We start from the raw sequence: 15,391 nt of genomic DNA on the forward strand, positions 1-15,391 counted from the left end.
GGCGGACGCGGAGCGATGACGCGATGAGGGATGGAGCCGACGGTGGAGCAGCTGCAGACGGATGGCGCACGACGGGCGATCCGGGAGGGCGAGACGGCCCTCGGGATCGAGCTCGGGTCGACGCGGATCAAGGCGTGCCTGACGACGCTCGACGGGGCGACGATCGCCGCAGGCGGGCACGAGTGGGAGAACACGCTCGAGGACGGCCGCTGGACCTACCCGCTCCGGGAGGTGCATGACGGGCTGCGCGCCGCATACGCCGACCTCGCCGCCGATGTCCAGCGCCGCTTCGGCGCCGCGCCCGAGCGCGTCGGGGCGATCGGCGTCTCGGCGATGATGCACGGCTACCTTGCGTTCGACGCCGATCGTGAGCTGCTCGTGCCGTTCCGCACGTGGCGCAACGTCAGCACGACGCGCGCCGCGGCGGCGCTGTCGGACGCGCTCGACGTGAACATCCCGCTGCGCTGGTCGGTCGCGCACCTGCACCAGGCGGTCCTCGACGGTGAGGAGCACGTCGCGCGCGTCGCCCACGTCACGACGCTCGCGGGCTACGTCCACGAGCTGCTGACGGGGGAGCGGATCCTCGGCGTCGGCGACGCGTCGGGCATGTTCCCGATCGATCCCGACACAGGCGACTACGACGCGCGCCTGCGCGAGATCGCCGATGGCCTCCTCCACGAGGCCGGGGCCGCGCACCTGCGCCTGGCCGAGCTGCTTCCGAGCGTGCGTCGCGCCGGCCAGGCCGCGGGCCGGCTCACGGACGAGGGCGCGCGCCTGCTCGACGCCAGCGGGGCGCTCGCGCCCGGCGCTCTCGCGTGCCCGCCCGAGGGCGACGCGGGGACCGGCATGGTCGCGACCAACGCAGTGACGCCCCGCACGGGCAATGTGAGCGCGGGGACGAGCATCTTCAGCATGGTCGTCCTCGAGCGCCCCCTCGGTTCGCGCCACGAGGAGATCGACGTCGTCACGACGCCGGCGGGCGATCCCGTCGCGATGGTGCACTGCAACAACGGCGCGAGCGAGATCGGCGAGTGGGCCGGCGTGTTCCGCGAGTTCGCCCGTTCCCTCGGATCCGAGGCGTCGGCCGACGACGTGTTCGCGGCCCTGCTCTCGGGTGCGCTCGAGCGCGGCGCCGACGATGGCCTCCTCGCCTACAACCATCTCTCGGGCGAGCCGATCGCCGGCCTCGACGAGGGGCGCCCCGTCATCGCCCGCACGCCGTCGTCGACGCTCAGTCTCGGCGGACTCATGCGCGCGCAGGTGCGCGGATCTTTCGCGACGCTCAGCCTCGGCATGCGCACGCTCGCGGACGAGGGCGTCGCGATCGACGATATACGCGCCCACGGCGGAGTGTTCCGCACGGCCGGCGTCGCGCAGCAGCTGCTCGCCGAGGCGCTCGGCGCGCCCGTCACCGTCGGCGAGACCGCGGGCGAGGGCGGCGCATGGGGGGTGGCCGTGCTCGCGGCCTACGCCCGGGCCTGCGCGGACGCCGCACAGCCGGTCCTGTCGTCCTGGCTCGACGAGCGGATCTTCGCGGGCGAGCGGACGACGACGATCGCGCCCGAGGCCGACGCGGTCGCCGATCACGCCGCCTATCTCGACCGCTGGTCCGCGGGGCTCGCGATCGAGCGCGCCGCCGTGACCTCTATGAGCTGACCCTCCACCACTCGACACCACACGAGGAGCACGAATGAACGCACCCGCTCAGGTGCCCGCCGCGATGCGGCAGGCGGTCGACGAGGCGAAGGCGCGTGTCGCGCGCCTGCACGACGAGCTGCCGCGCTGGGAGCTCGTCGCCTGGACCGCCGGGAACGTGTCCGAGCGCGTCCCCGGCGCGGACGGCCACCCCGACCTTCTCGTCATCAAGCCGTCGGGCGTGCAGTACGACGATCTCGACGCCGACGCCATGGTCGTGTGCGACCTCGATGGCGCGCTCGTCGAGGGGACGCGCAATCCGTCGTCCGACACGGCGGCCCACGCGTACGTCTACCGTCACATGCCCGAGGTGGGCGGAGTCGTCCACACGCACTCGACGTACGCGACGGCGTGGGCCGCGCGCGGCGAGGAGATCCCGTGCGTGCTGACGATGATGGGCGACGAGTTCGGCGGGCCGATCCCCGTCGGCCCGTTCGCGATCATCGGCGATGACTCGATCGGCCGCGGAATCGTGGAGACGCTGTCGGGCCATCGCTCGACCGCCGTCCTCATGCAGAACCACGGGCCGTTCACGATCGGCACGAGCGGGAGGTCGGCCGTGAAGACCGCCGTCCTGCTCGAGGAGGTCGCCCGGACGGTGCACATCTCCCGCCAGCTCGGCGAGCCGCTGCCGATCCCGCAGCAGGCCGTCGACTCGCTCTACGACCGCTACCAGAACGTCTACGGCCAGTGACGGCCGCGAAAGGAAATCACACGATGACGAAGCCCTATGCGGACAAGCAGGTCTGGTTCCTCACGGGAAGCCAGCATCTGTACGGGCCCGAGACGCTCGCACAGGTCGCCGAGCAGTCGCAGGAGGTCGCGGGCACGCTCGACGCGTCCGACGAGATCCCCGCGCCCGTCGTCTGGAAGCCGGTGCTGACCGACGCACAGGCGATCCGCCGAGCGATGCTCGAGGCCAACGCCGACGACAGCGTGCTCGGCGTCATCGTCTGGATGCACACCTTCAGCCCCGCGAAGATGTGGATCACGGGCCTCGATGAGCTGCGCAAGCCCCTGCTGCACCTGCACACGCAGGCGAACGTCGAGCTGCCCTGGCAGACGATCGACTTCGACTTCATGAACCTCAACCAGGCGGCGCACGGCGACCGGGAGTTCGCGTACATCGAGACGCGCCTCGGCAAGGCCCGCAAGACCGTCGTGGGCCATGTCAGCGACGACCGCGTCGTCGGCGAGATCGCCACGTGGCAGCGCGCGGCCGCCGGCGCCCAGGCGGCGCGCAGCATGAAGCTGTGCCGCTTCGGCGACAACATGCGCAATGTCGCCGTCACGGAGGGCGACAAGACCGAGGCCGAGCTGCGCCTCGGCGTCTCGGTGAACACGTGGGGCGTGAACGAGCTCGCGGCGGCGGTCGACGCCGTCGACGAGGCGCAGGTCGACGCGCTCGTCGCCGAGTACGAGCGGCTGTACGACGTCGCCCCCGAGCTGCGCGCCGGGGGAGACCGTCACGGTTCGCTGCGCGATGCGGCCGCGATCGAGGTCGGGCTGCGCTCCTTCCTCGAGGAGGGCGGATTCGAGGCATTCACGACGAACTTCGAGGACCTCGGATCCCTCACGCAGCTTCCGGGCATCGCCGTGCAGCGCCTCATGGCCGACGGCTACGGCTTCGGTGCCGAGGGCGACTGGAAGACCGCGATCCTCGTGCGCGTCGCGAACGTGATGGGCGCCGGCCTGGCGGGCGGCGCGAGCCTCATGGAGGACTACACCTACGACCTCACGCCGGGCGACGAGCGGATCCTCGGCGCCCACATGCTCGAGGTGGCGCCGTCGCTCACGACGTCGAAGCCCCGCGCCGAGGTGCACGAGCTCGGCATCGGCGGCAAGGAGGATCCGGTGCGGCTCGTCTTCACGGCCGACGCCGGCCCCGCCGTCGTCGTCGCGATGAGCGATGTGCGCACGCGCTTCCGGCTCACGGCGAACGTCGTCGAGAACGTCGACGCGCCGGACCTGCCGAAGCTCCCCGTCGGTCGCGCGGTGTGGCGCCCGCAGCCGGATCTGCCCACGAGCGCCGCGTGCTGGATGGCGGCCGGCGCCGCCCACCACACCGTGATGTCGACGGCGGTCGGCATCGACGCATTCCGCGACTTCGCCGCCATCATGGGCATCGAGCTCGTGACGATCGACGAGTCGACGACGGTGCACGGCTTCCAGAACGAGCTGAAGTGGAACCAGGTGTACCACCACATCGCCGACGGCCTGTAGGCCGTTCCCGACGTACGCGCCCCGTTCCTCGCCGGTCGGCGGAGGGCGGGGCGCGCGTACGTCAGCCGGCGGGGTAGGCGAGGGCGGTCCCGCGCACGCGCACCGTCACGGCGTCGTCCTCCTCGGGGGCTCCGACGGCGGGGATCGACGCGCGCAGCTCCGCACCGTCGACCGAGATCGCGGCGATGGCCTGGTAACCGGTGAACGTGACGCTCAGCACTGTTCCGGGCACGCCGGCGCCCTCGCCGAGGCGAAGCTGCTCGGGGCGCAGGAGGAGGCAGACCTCGCTGCCATCCGCGGGTGCCTGATCGATCGCCCACACGGCGGGGACGGATCCGAGCACGCACCGCACGATGCCCACCGAGGAGTCGCCCCGGCTCGCCCAGCGTCCGGGGAGCAGGACGGCGTCCCCCATGAAGCTCGCCACCCATGTCGATGCTGGGCGGAGGAACACGCCGCGGGGCGTGTCCTGCTGCAGGACGCGTCCGTCGCTCATCACGGCGATCCGATCGGCCACAGAGAGCGCCTCGCGCTGATCGTGCGTGACGATGACGCCCGTCATCCCCTCGGCGTGCAGCCACTGGCGCGTCGACGCGCGCAGCTCGTCGCGCAGCAGGGGATCGAGGGCGCCGAACGGCTCGTCGAGGAGCACGAGGTCGGGACGCGAGGCGAGCGCACGGGCCAGGGCGACGCGTTGCGCCTGACCGCCCGAGAGCTCGTCGGGGAATCGACGTGCAGAGGAGTCGAGGCCGACGAGGTCGAGCAGTCTCCGCGCCTCCGGGTCGTCGGCGCGGCGCTTCGCGAGGCGGCGCGATGCAACGCTGCGCAGGCCGTAGGCGACGTTCTCGGCCGCCGTGAGGTGGGGGAAGAGCGTCGCGCCCTGCGGCACCCAGCCGACGCGCCTGCGTTCGGGAGGGATGTGGGTGCCGGACGAGGCGACGACGCGGTCGCCGATGCGGATCGTCCCGGTGACGGCGCGCTCGAGGCCGGCGATCGCGCGCAGGGCCGTGGTCTTTCCGCATCCGCTCGGTCCGACGAGCGCGAGCAGCTCGCCCGGGGCCGCGACGAGATCGATCTCGTGCAGGATCCGCTCGCTTCCGTATGCGACGGCGAGGCCGGAGACCGAGAGACCCGTCATGATGCGACTCCGTCTCGGATGAGGGGGGCGTCGTCGCGCGCGCCGACGCGCGAGAGCAGCAGGGCGGGGATCGCGGCGGCGACCAGGAGCGCGAGTGCGTACGGTGCCGCGGATCCGTATGCGTTCACCTCGGTGTGCGACCAGAGCTCGGTCGCGAGCGTGTTCGTGCCGGTCGGGCGCAGCAGGAGCGTCGCGGGGAGCTCCTTCATCGCGGTGACGGCCACGAGCAGCGCCGCGCCGGCGATGCCGGGGGCGGCGAGAGGGGCCGTGACGCGGCGCCAGACCGCGACCCGGCCGGATCCCAGGGTACGCGCGACCTCCTCGAGCCCCGTCGGCACCTGGTCGATGGCGCTTCGCACGCCGCCGATGGCCTTGGGGACGAACAGCACACCATAGGCGAAGGAGAGCACGCCGATCGACTGATACCACTGTGGAACCAGGGCGAGTGAGGCGAACACGAGCGACAGGCCCACGACGATGCCGGGTACGCCGAGGGGCAGCGTGCCGAGCGCGTCGATCGTCTGCACGGTGCGTCCGTGCCAGCGCGCGGAGAGGACGCCGATGGGCAGTGCCAGCAGGAGCGCGACGACGGCACCCGCGCCCGCGAGCGTCGCCGTCGCGAGCACGGCGTCGAGGAAGCGGCGCGGATCGACCGCCTGTGTCTGATCTGCCTGGACCCACCTGACGATGAGGGCGATCGCGGGCACCCCTGCCGCGAGAACGGGAACGGCGAGCAGCCATGCTCCGGCGATCGGCGCGAGCCGCCCGGGGGACACGCGGCCCACGCGCCCGGATCCCGTGGCGACGCCGTGCGCGCGGCGTCTCATCCACTGCTCGACGACGACGACGGCGAGCGCCACGAGGATGAGGACCGAGGAGAGGACGGCCGCATAGTCGCGGTCGAAGCTGGTCGAGTATGCCCGGAAGATCGCGGTCGTGAGAACGGGGAAGCGGAAGAGCGCGAGCCCGCCGAAGTCGCTCAGCGTGTACAGGCACACGAGCAGGGCGCCTGCGAGAACCGCAGGCCGGATCTGGGGGAGCGTGCCGACGAGGAATGCGCCCAGCGGGCCTCGCCCGAGCGTACGGGCGACGTCGTCGCGGTCGGCCGACGCGGCGTTCAGCGCCGCGACGGTGGGCAGGACGACGTAGGGGACGCCGACGAGGGTGAGCACGAACCACGCGGCCCAGAATCCCGACATCGAGGGGAACGCGGCGAGCCATCCGTAGGCGGCGACGTATGACGGCACGGCGAGGGGAATCGCGGCGATCGCCGCCCACACGCGGATCCCTCGGAGGCGGACGCGGGCGAGCATCCACGCGGTCGGGACGCCGATGAGCACGGCAGCGAGCGTGACCGACAGGGACAGGACGAGGGAGTTCCGCAGCAGCTCGAGGAGGCGCGGTCGCGTGAGCGTGGCGAGGACGCTGTCCGGTCCCGCCCCCGCCACGCGCACGACCAGGTAGATGAGCGGGATCGATGCCGCCGACGCGCAGCAGACCGCCGCCGCGACGAGCGCGGCGGGCGGCCTGCGGTGGGTCGGCGCCAAGTTACAGCAGGCCGGCCTCGGCGAGGAGCTCCTGCGTGGCATCGAGCGAATCGAGATCGCTGAGGTCCAGCCCCGGGTTCACGAGCTCATCGATCGCGGGCAGGCCCTCCGGCGCGTCGATTCCGGGAACGAGCGGGTACTCGTACGTGCTCTCGACGAAGTAGGTCTGGCCGGCGTCCGACAGGAGGTACTCGACGAAGGCGATCGCAGCCTCATCGCCCTCCGAGGGCGCGAGGATCGCGGCGCCCGTCACGTTCACGATCCCGCCCGCGTCGCCAGGGAGGAACTTCAGCTGCGCGCGCATCTCGTCGGCTCCCTGCTCGGCGGCGCGCTGATACCAGTAGTAGTGATTGATGAGGGCGAGATCGAGCTCGCCCGTGTTGACCAGGTCGAGAGTCGCGCCGTTCTTCTCGGTGAGCACGGGGCTGTTCGCCGCGATCCCCTCCGCCCACGCGAGAGCGGCGTCTTCGCCCTCGAGCACGCGCAGCGCGGTGATGAACGACTGGAAGCTCGCGTTGCCGGGCGGGAAGCCGACGCGGCCGGACCACTCGGGATCGGTCAGCGCGTCGACGGCGTCGGGGACGTCGCCCTCGGCGAGGGCCTCACCGTCGTACGCGATGACACGCGCACGACCCGTGACGCCGACCCAGGAGGCATCGGTCGACGTGAATCCCGCGGGGACCGAGGCGGCGGTCTCGTCGGGCAGCGTCGCGAGCAGATCGGCCTTCGCCAGAGCGCCCAGCGCGCCGGCGTCCTGCGAGAGGAAGACGTCCGCGGGCGTGTTCGCGCCCTCCTCGAGGAGAAGAGCGTTGAGCTCGGTCGTTCCGGCGTAGCGCACCTCGACGTCGATGCCCGTGTCGTCGGTGAACTGCTCGACGAGGGGAGCGATCAGCTCTTCGTCGCGGCCCGCGTAGAGCACGATCGACTGGTCCGCACCGGCGGAGTCGGACTGGTCATCGCCTTCTGCGGGCGCCGCGGATCCGCCGCAGGCGCTGAGGGCGAACAGCGCGGCGAGGGCGCTCGTCGCGCCGAGGGCAGAGGTCATGCGTCGCATGGGGGCTCCTGGTGAGGGGGAGGGGACACGCACCCCCGGGGAAGCCTGCTGCAGGGACGCGTCTGCACGAAGGTATAGTGAGGCTCACCTAACTTGCAAGTCGATCGCCGTGTCGACCGCTTTTCCGGCCCGGTCGAGGCGCGGGCCTGACGCCGCTCGCGCGCCTTGACATCGTTTCGCGCGGCGTGCACAATTGGTCCAACGCTGTTCTACAACGTTGTAAATCTCGACGAGACATCGGTGTCCCACACCGCGAGAGGACTGAACACAGCCATGAGGAAGAATCGACTTCTCGCTGCGGGCGGCACGGTCGCCGTCGCCGCAGCAGCACTGACCGCATGCTCCGGCGGAGCCGCCGAAGCCACCTGCACGAACGAGATCACGAACGACGAGGCCACCCAGGTCACGGTCTGGGCCTGGTATCCCGCGTTCGAGCAGGTCGTCGACCTGTTCAACGAGACCCACGACGACATCCAGGTGTGCTGGACGAACGCCGGTCAGGGAGCGGACGAGTACAACAAGTTCTCGACCGCGCTCGAGGCGGGTTCGGGAGCGCCCGACGTCATCATGCTCGAGTCGGAGCAGCTGCCGAGCTTCACGATCCAGGAGGGTCTCGTCGACCTGTCCGAATACGGCGCCGACGAGATCGCGGGCGAGTACACCGAGGGCGCCTGGCAGGACGTCTCGAGCGGCGACGGCGTCTACGCCATCCCGGTCGACGGCGGCCCCATGGGAATGCTCTACCGCCAGGACATCTTCGACGAGCACGGCATCGAGGTGCCGACCACGTGGGACGAGTTCGCCGACGCCGCGCAGCAGCTGAAGGACGCCGGCGCGCCCGGTGTCCTCGCCGACTTCCCCGCGAACGGCGGCGCCTACATCTACGCCCTCATGGCGCAGGCCGGCGCCGAGCCGTTCAGCTACGACGCGACCACCCCCCAGCAGGTCGGCATCGACGTCAACAGCGACGAGGCGAAGCAGGTCATGACCTACTGGAACGACCTCGTCCAGAAGGACCTCGTCGCGACCGACGACGCCTTCACCGCCGACTACAACACGAAGCTCGTCGACGGCACCTACGCCGTGTACGTCGCCGCCGCGTGGGGCCCCGGCTACCTCGGCGGCCTCGAGGACGCCGACGCCGACGCGCAGTGGCGCGCCGCCCCCGTCCCGCAGTGGGACCCGGAGAACCCCGTGCAGATCAACTGGGGCGGATCCACGTTCGCCGTGACGACCCAGACGCCGGAGGAGCGCCTCGACGCGGCGGCCACCGTCGCGAAGGAGATCTTCCGCACCGAGGAGGCGTGGCAGATCGGCATCGACGAGGCCGCGCTGTTCCCGCTGTGGAAGCCGGTTCTCGAGTCCGAGGAGTTCGCCCAGAAGGAGTACCCCTTCTTCGACGGCCAGAAGATCAACGAGGACGTCTTCCTCGAGGCCGCCGGTGGATACACCGGCTTCGGGTTCAGCCCGTTCCAGGTCTACGCCTATGACCAGACGAACGAGCAGCTGTTCGCCATGACCGAGGGGGAGAAGGACGCCGCGACGGCGCTCGACGACCTGCAGGACGTGCTCGTGCAGTACGCGACCAACCAGAGCTTCGAGCTCACCGAGTGACGATTCCGTGGGGCGGCCCGGATCGCCGGGCCGCCCCACGGCGACTCCACGGAGACACCATGACTACCGCCAACCTCACGGCTCCCGGGCGGAGCACGGGGCGGGGCGGGCTGAAGCGACAGTGGTACGGCTGGCTCTACGTCTCGCCGTTCCTCGTCATCTTCGCCCTCTTCCTCCTCATCCCGCTCGGGTACGCCTTCTGGATGAGCCTGTTCGAGTCGACCCTCGCCGGCGGCGAGAAGTTCACCGGACTCGCGAACTACGCTCGCGCCTTCACCGATCCCCTGTTCCTCGAGGGCCTCGGGCGCGTGGCGCTGTACGGGATCGTCATGATCCCGATGCAGATGATCGTCGCGCTCGTCGCGGCGCTCTTCCTCGACACCCTCGCGACGAAGCTCGCGAATCTCACGCGCCTCCTGATCTTCGTGCCGTACTCGATCCCGATCGTCATCGGCGCTCTCATGTGGAGCTTCCTCTACAGCCCGCGCTTCGGCCCGGCCGCGTCGATCTTCGGCCTGTTCGGGCTCGACGCTCCCAACCTGCTCGGGCCGGACACGATCTTCGGCGGCCTCGTCAACGTCGTGACGTGGCAGTGGTCGGGCTATTACATGATCATCATCTACGCGGCCCTGCGCTCGATCGATCCGTCGATCTACGAGGCCGCCCGCATCGACGGCGCGAACGGGCTGCAGACCGCGCTGCGCATCAAGATCCCGATGATCTCGTCCTCGATGGTCATGGTGCTCACGTTCGCGCTGATCGGGACGCTGCAGTTCTTCGTCGAGCCCGTCGTGCTCCGCGGCGTGGCAGAGGGATCCATCAACGCGTCGTATACGCCGAACATGTACGTGTTCGCGCTGGCGTTCAACTACAGCCAGTTCAACTACGCCTCGACGATCGCCTTCTCGCTCGGCCTGATCGTGTTCGTCGGGTCGTTCCTGTTCCTCTTCCTCACGCGCAAGCAGAGCGGACTGAAGTGATGTCCAGCACAACGCGCACAGCCGCGCACACGACCGTGACCGGAATGCCGAAGCGCGCCGGCCGCAGGCCCGGGGTCGGACGCACAGGCGGGCGGCGGATCGGATCCCACGTCCTCCTCGTGATCCTCGCGATCTACTTCGTCATCCCCCTGTGGTGGCTCTTCGTCGCCGCGACGAAGTCGACGCCCGAGCTGTTCGGGACGGCCCCGTTCTGGTTCGGCGACATCACCCACTTCTTCGACAACATCGCGGGGCTCTTCACGCAGAAGGGCGGCGTGTACTGGCAGTGGATCGGCAACTCGTTCCTCTACGCCTTCGGCGGCGGGATCGGGGCGATGATCCTCGCCGTCCTCGCGGGCTACGGGTTCGCGAAGTACCGCTTCCGCGGCCGCGGCGTCGTGTTCGGCCTCGTCCTCGGCGCCATCATGATCCCGCCGACGGCGCTCGCCGTGCCGACGTTCGTCCTGCTGAGCGACTACGGGATCATCAACACGCCGTGGGCGGTCATCCTGCCGTCGCTGCTCAACCCGTTCGGCGTCTACCTCATGCGCATCTACACGCAGGACGCGGTGCCGGACGAGATGCTCGAGGCGGCGAGGATCGACGGCGCGGGCGAGTTCCGCACCTTCTTCCAGATCGCGCTGCCGCTGCTGCGCCCCGCGATCGTCACAGTGCTCCTGCTCGCCGTCGTCGGCGTATGGAACAACTTCTTCCTCCCGCTCGTCGTGCTCACCGACGAGTCTCTCCTGCCCGTCACGGTCGGCCTCAACCGGTGGACGACGCTGTCGAACGCCGGCGCCGGCGGCGAGCAGGTCTGGAACCTCATCACATCGGGCGCCTTCGTCTCGATCGTGCCCCTGGTCCTGTCGTTCCTGCTCCTGCAGCGCTACTGGCAGGGCGGGCTCGCCATCGGAAGCCTCAAGTGACCACCTCAAAGGAGACGTACGTGCCCACCGCACACATGACCATCGATCCGCACTTCACGATCGGGCGGATCCAGCGCAACATCTTCGGCGGCTTCGTCGAGCACCTCGGGCGCCACATCTACTCGGGCGTGTACGAGCCCGGGCACTCGACGGCCGACGCCGAGGGGTTCCGCCAGGACGTGATCGAGCTCGTGCGCGAGCTCGGCGTCGCGACGATCCGCTACCCCGGCGGGAACTTCGTCTCGGGCTTCCGGTGGGAGGACAGCGTCGGGCCGCGCGAGGAGCGCCCCCGCCGCCTCGACCTCGCGTGGCATTCGACCGAGACGAACGAGGTCGGCCTGCACGAGTTCTCGTCGTGGCTCGAGAAGGTCGGCAGCGAGATGATGCTCGCGGTCAACCTCGGAACACGCGGCACCCTCGAGGCGCTCGACCTGCTCGAGTACGCCAATGTGCCGGCGAAGACGGAGCTCACGGATCAGCGCGTCGCGAACGGCCGCCAGGATCCTTTCGGGGTGAAGATCTGGTGCCTCGGCAACGAGATGGACGGCCCGTGGCAGCTCGGCCACCGCAGTGCCGACGACTACGGCAAGATCGCCTCGCAGACGGCGAAGGCGATGCGCCAGGTCGACCCGAACGTCGAGCTGGTCGTGTGCGGCTCGTCCAGTGCGCATATGCCGACGTTCGGCGAGTGGGAGCGCGTCGTGCTGCACCATGCGTACGACGACGTCGACTACATCTCGTGCCACGCATACTACGAGCCGAAGGACGGCGACCTCGACTCGTTCCTCGCGTCGGCGGTCGACATGGACTGGTTCATCGACACCGTGGTGCAGACGGCCGACCACGTCGGCGCGGTCAAGGGATCCGACAAGAAGATCAACATCTCCTTCGACGAGTGGAACGTCTGGTACCAGAGCCGTTTCCACGACGTCGACCAGATCAGCGGCGTCGAGGAGTGGCCGGTCGCACCGCGCCTGCTCGAGGACTCGTACTCGGTGATCGACGCGGTCGTGTTCGGCAACCTCATGATCTCGCTGCTCAAGCACGCCGACCGTGTCACGAGCGCGTCGCTCGCGCAGCTCGTCAACGTGATCGCGCCGATCGTGACGGAGCCGGGCGGCATCGCCTGGCGCCAGACGACGTTCTTCCCGTTCGCGCTGACCTCGCGGCTCGCGCGCGGCGAGGCGCTCGAGCTCAAGCTCGACGCGCCGACGTACTCCACGGCGCAGTACGGCGAGGTCCCGCTCGTCGACGCCGTCGCGACGCGCGACGCCGAGTCCGGCGAGGCGAGCGTCTTCCTCGTGAACCGCTCGCAGACGGAGACGATCGAGGTGTCGGTCGACATCGCGGGCCTCGGCGCCGTCGCGGTGCGCGAGGCGCACACGCTCGCCGACGAGGACATCCACGCGAAGAACACCCTCGAGGATCCCGAGCGGGTGGCGCCGTCGACCAACGACTCGGCGCGCGTCGCGGACGGCACGCTGACGATCTCGCTGCCTCCCGTGTCCTGGACGGCGATCGGGCTCTCATCCGCCGAGTGAGTTGATGCGCGAGCACGGCCGGCGCGGGCGATACGCTCGCGTCGGCCGTGTTCGACACCTGAGCACGGGCCGAGAGGAGACATCGTGAGCGGCGAACGCAACTGGGCCGAGAACCTGACCTACAGCGCGGAGCGGGTCGTGCGCCCCCGCACGGCCGGCGAACTGCGCGACATCGTGCGTGCGGGCGGCCCCCTGCGTGCCCTCGGCACCCGCCACTGCTTCAATGACATCGCCGACACGACCGGCGCACTCGTCTCGCTCGCCGACATGCCGCGCGAGATCGATGTGACGGCGGCCGGGGTCCGGGTGTCGGGCGGCGTGCGCTACGGTGACGTCGCCCCGGTGCTGGAGGAGAACGGGCGGGCGCTCGCGAACCTCGCATCGCTCCCGCACATCTCGGTGGCGGGCGCCGTCGCGACGGGCACGCACGGATCCGGCGATCGCGTGCCGTCGCTGTCCGCGGCCGTCCGCGCCGTCACGATCCTCACGCCGGACGGCGACGACGTCACGCTGACGCGGGAGGACGCCGACTTCGGCGGTGCGGTCGTGCACCTCGGCGCCCTCGGCATCGTCACCTCGCTCGAGCTCGACACCGAGCCGAGCTACCAGGTCGCGCAGCACGCCTTCGACGCGCCGCGGTGGGACGCGATCCTCGCGGACTACGACGAGGTGACGTCGCTCGGCGACAGCGTGAGCATCTTCACGACGTGGCGGGACCCGGAAGCGGCGGACCAGCTGTGGGTGAAGACCCGCGTCACGGGTGGAGCCGCGGGCGTCGACGAATCGGCGATCGCCCGCCTCGGCGCGCGGGCCGCCGACGGCCCTCGCCATCCGATCCCCGGCGTCGGGGCGGAGGCGTGCAACCCGCAGGGCGGCGTGCCCGGCCCGTGGTTCGAGCGGCTCCCGCACTTCCGGATGGACTTCACGCCGAGCGTCGGGGCGGAGCTGCAGAGCGAGTTCTTCGTCGCGCGCGGCGATGCGCCCGCGGCGATCGACGCGGTCCGCGGGATCGCCGACGTCATCGCGCCGCTGCTGCACGTCTGCGAGATCCGCTCGATGGCCGCCGACGATCTGTGGCTCAGTCCCTCGTCGGGCCGCGACTCGGTCGCGCTGCACTTCACCTGGCGCCTCGACGAGCCGGCCGTCCGTGCGGCCCTGCCGTTGCTCGAGGGGGCGCTCGCGCCGTTCGACGCGCGCCCGCACTGGGGCAAGGTGTTCACACGTCCGGGCGACGAGGTCGCGGCGCAGTACGTGCGCATGGACGACTTCCGCGCGCTGCGGGAGAAGCTGGATCCGGAGGGGCGCATGCAGAACGACTTCACGCGGCGCCTCGGACTCTGAGAGGACGATACCCATGGCGGTGACGCTGAAGGACGTGGCGAGCAGGGCGGGCGTGTCGATCAAGACCGTCTCGAACGTGATCCACGACTATCCGCACATCCGTGTGACGACGCGCGAGCGCGTCGAGCGCGCGATCGCGGAGCTCGGCTACACCCCGAACCAGACCGCTCGCAACCTGCGCTCCGGGCGCACGGGCGTGCTCGCGCTCGCTCTGCCCGACCTCGCGCTGAGCTACTTCGCCGAGCTCGCCGCGAGCGTGATCGCGGCGGCGGACGCCCGCGGCTTCGCCGTGCAGGTCGAGCAGACGGGCGGCACGCGCGAGCGCGAGATCGACCTGCTGAGCACGCCGCGCCTGCGCATGGCGGATGGCGTGCTCTTCAGCCCGCTCGAGATGGGGCAGGACGACGTGTCTCACCTGCAGGTGGGCTATCCGCTCGTCCTGCTGGGCGAGCGGATCTTCGACGGCCCGACCGACCACGTGACGATGCACAACGCGGAGGCCGCGCGCGCCGCGACCGAGTTCCTGCTCGATCGCGGCCGGCGCCGCATCGCCCTCGTGGGTGCACACGAGGGCGAGATCATCGGATCCGCCGGCCTGCGCCTCGCGGGCTATCGGGAGGCTCTGGAGTCGCGCGGCGTGCCCCTCGACGACCGCCTCGTCGCATCGGCTGGCGAGTGGCATCGCGTCGACGGGCAGCGGGCGACGCGCGAGCTCATCTCGCGGGGCGTCGCGTTCGACGCGCTGTTCGCGCTCAACGACACGCTCGCGTTCGGCGCGCTGCGCGCGCTCGAGGAGGCGGGGCGCTCCGTCCCCCACGACGTCGCCGTGATGGGCTTCGACAACGTCGACGAGAGCGGCTACTCGATCCCCGCGCTCACGACGGTCGACCCCGGGCGTGAATGGATCGCGCGCCGCGCGGTCGACGCCCTCATCGAGCGGATCGATGATCCGTCGGCGGATCCGCGCACGATGCTCGCGGAGTTCCGCGTGATCGAGCGCGAGTCGACGGGCGACTGACGCGGCGCCTCGGCTGCTCGCTACCTCTTCGCGGCGGTGGCCGCCTTGACGAATCGGTGCTCGCGGCCGGAGATGGGGGAGTCCTCCGAGACGGTTCCGCCGTGTGATGCTCTGCGGATGTCGAGGATCATGCCGATCGACAGGGCGAACGTGATCCCCCAGCTGAGCCACGCGAGGGCGACGCGCCACGTGAACGGCTGCGCGTCGGACCCCTTCAGCAGGGACCAGCCGCTCGTGACGGCGCCGATGATTCCCGTTCCCAGCAGGTACTTGCGCATGCGACCACCGTAGCGCGGATATGCGCGTTGCCCCAC

The 15,391-nt window shown here is 70.5% G+C and carries 13 protein-coding genes; 9 read left to right on the plus strand and 4 right to left on the minus strand.

Going from position 1 to position 15,391, the window contains the following annotated elements; translation table 11 throughout:
* The first annotated feature begins 42 nt into the window (after positions 1–42).
* The 3 genes from GB932_RS03845 to araA are packed head-to-tail and all read left to right on the plus strand — an operon-like array spanning position 43 to position 3,918.
* On the plus strand, positions 43–1,656 hold the full coding sequence (locus GB932_RS03845) for an FGGY-family carbohydrate kinase (protein ID WP_231915987.1): 1,614 nt from the start codon (positions 43–45) through the stop codon (positions 1,654–1,656).
* Positions 1,657–1,690: 34 nt separating this feature from the next.
* Positions 1,691–2,389, plus strand: coding sequence for an L-ribulose-5-phosphate 4-epimerase (locus GB932_RS03850; RefSeq protein WP_156759384.1), 699 nt, complete (start codon positions 1,691–1,693; stop codon positions 2,387–2,389).
* A 23-nt stretch (positions 2,390–2,412) separates the two neighbouring features.
* Positions 2,413–3,918 carry an L-arabinose isomerase gene (gene araA / locus GB932_RS03855; protein ID WP_156759385.1) on the plus strand — a complete coding sequence of 502 codons (1,506 nt, stop codon included), beginning with the start codon at positions 2,413–2,415 and terminating at the stop codon, positions 3,916–3,918.
* A gap of 61 nt (positions 3,919–3,979) precedes the next feature.
* On the opposite strand, the gene GB932_RS03860 is transcribed toward araA, so the two are convergent.
* Genes GB932_RS03860 through GB932_RS03870 form a run of 3 tightly spaced genes read right to left on the minus strand, consistent with a single transcriptional unit; the run spans position 3,980 to position 7,657 of the window.
* Positions 3,980–5,056, minus strand: a complete 1,077-nt coding sequence (locus GB932_RS03860) for an ABC transporter ATP-binding protein (RefSeq protein WP_156759386.1) — start codon at positions 5,054–5,056, stop codon at positions 3,980–3,982.
* The gene (locus GB932_RS03865; RefSeq protein ID WP_197517292.1) at positions 5,053–6,603 is read right to left on the minus strand and encodes an ABC transporter permease; all 1,551 of its coding nucleotides are present in this window, start codon (positions 6,601–6,603) and stop codon (positions 5,053–5,055) included. The genes GB932_RS03860 and GB932_RS03865 overlap by 4 nt, the downstream gene beginning before the upstream one ends.
* Position 6,604: 1 nt before the next feature.
* Positions 6,605–7,657 (minus strand): extracellular solute-binding protein, encoded by a 1,053-nt coding sequence (locus tag GB932_RS03870; protein ID WP_231915988.1) that lies wholly within the window; start codon positions 7,655–7,657, stop codon positions 6,605–6,607.
* 273 nt (positions 7,658–7,930) lie between these two features.
* On the opposite strand from GB932_RS03870, the gene GB932_RS03875 reads away from it, so the two are divergent.
* From GB932_RS03875 to GB932_RS03900, 6 genes are all read left to right on the plus strand, one after another.
* Positions 7,931–9,271, plus strand: a complete 1,341-nt coding sequence (locus GB932_RS03875) for an extracellular solute-binding protein (protein WP_156759388.1) — start codon at positions 7,931–7,933, stop codon at positions 9,269–9,271.
* A gap of 59 nt (positions 9,272–9,330) precedes the next feature.
* Positions 9,331–10,251, plus strand: coding sequence for a carbohydrate ABC transporter permease (locus GB932_RS03880; RefSeq protein ID WP_156759389.1), 921 nt, complete (start codon positions 9,331–9,333; stop codon positions 10,249–10,251).
* Positions 10,251–11,177 (plus strand): carbohydrate ABC transporter permease, encoded by a 927-nt coding sequence (locus tag GB932_RS03885; RefSeq protein WP_156759390.1) that lies wholly within the window; start codon positions 10,251–10,253, stop codon positions 11,175–11,177. The genes GB932_RS03880 and GB932_RS03885 overlap by 1 nt, the downstream gene beginning before the upstream one ends.
* 35 nt (positions 11,178–11,212) lie before the next feature.
* A complete protein-coding gene (gene arfA / locus GB932_RS03890; RefSeq protein ID WP_197517326.1) occupies positions 11,213–12,718 on the plus strand; it encodes an arabinosylfuranosidase ArfA in 1,506 nt (501 codons plus the stop codon).
* Positions 12,719–12,802: 84 nt separating this feature from the next.
* Positions 12,803–14,059: an FAD-binding protein gene (locus GB932_RS03895; RefSeq protein WP_197517293.1), complete on the plus strand. Its 1,257-nt coding sequence runs from the start codon at positions 12,803–12,805 to the stop codon at positions 14,057–14,059.
* A 13-nt stretch (positions 14,060–14,072) separates the two neighbouring features.
* Positions 14,073–15,077, plus strand: a complete 1,005-nt coding sequence (locus tag GB932_RS03900; protein WP_156759393.1) for a LacI family DNA-binding transcriptional regulator — start codon at positions 14,073–14,075, stop codon at positions 15,075–15,077.
* 20 nt (positions 15,078–15,097) lie between these two features.
* Here the strand turns inward: GB932_RS03900 and GB932_RS03905 are convergent, their stop codons facing one another.
* The gene (locus tag GB932_RS03905; RefSeq protein ID WP_156759394.1) at positions 15,098–15,355 is read right to left on the minus strand and encodes a hypothetical protein; all 258 of its coding nucleotides are present in this window, start codon (positions 15,353–15,355) and stop codon (positions 15,098–15,100) included.
* Positions 15,356–15,391 lie beyond the last annotated feature (36 nt).

This window comes from Microbacterium karelineae (genome assembly GCF_009745985.1).
GTDB classification, from domain to species: Bacteria; Actinomycetota; Actinomycetes; order Actinomycetales; family Microbacteriaceae; genus Microbacterium; species Microbacterium karelineae.

What these genes read in the sequence shown, in the direction of transcription:
- GB932_RS03850 (WP_156759384.1), top strand. Translation starts at nt 1,691, where the DNA reads ATGAACGCACCCGCTCAGGTGCCCGCCGCGATGCGGCAGGCGGTCGAC.
- araA (WP_156759385.1), top strand. Translation starts at nt 2,413, where the DNA reads ATGACGAAGCCCTATGCGGACAAGCAGGTCTGGTTCCTCACGGGAAGC.
- GB932_RS03860 (WP_156759386.1), bottom strand. Translation starts at nt 5,056, where the DNA reads ATGACGGGTCTCTCGGTCTCCGGCCTCGCCGTCGCATACGGAAGCGAG.
- GB932_RS03870 (WP_231915988.1), bottom strand. Translation starts at nt 7,657, where the DNA reads ATGCGACGCATGACCTCTGCCCTCGGCGCGACGAGCGCCCTCGCCGCG.
- GB932_RS03875 (WP_156759388.1), top strand. Translation starts at nt 7,931, where the DNA reads ATGAGGAAGAATCGACTTCTCGCTGCGGGCGGCACGGTCGCCGTCGCC.
- GB932_RS03880 (WP_156759389.1), top strand. Translation starts at nt 9,331, where the DNA reads ATGACTACCGCCAACCTCACGGCTCCCGGGCGGAGCACGGGGCGGGGC.
- GB932_RS03885 (WP_156759390.1), top strand. Translation starts at nt 10,251, where the DNA reads ATGTCCAGCACAACGCGCACAGCCGCGCACACGACCGTGACCGGAATG.
- arfA (WP_197517326.1), top strand. Translation starts at nt 11,213, where the DNA reads ATGACCATCGATCCGCACTTCACGATCGGGCGGATCCAGCGCAACATC.
- GB932_RS03900 (WP_156759393.1), top strand. Translation starts at nt 14,073, where the DNA reads ATGGCGGTGACGCTGAAGGACGTGGCGAGCAGGGCGGGCGTGTCGATC.
- GB932_RS03905 (WP_156759394.1), bottom strand. Translation starts at nt 15,355, where the DNA reads ATGCGCAAGTACCTGCTGGGAACGGGAATCATCGGCGCCGTCACGAGC.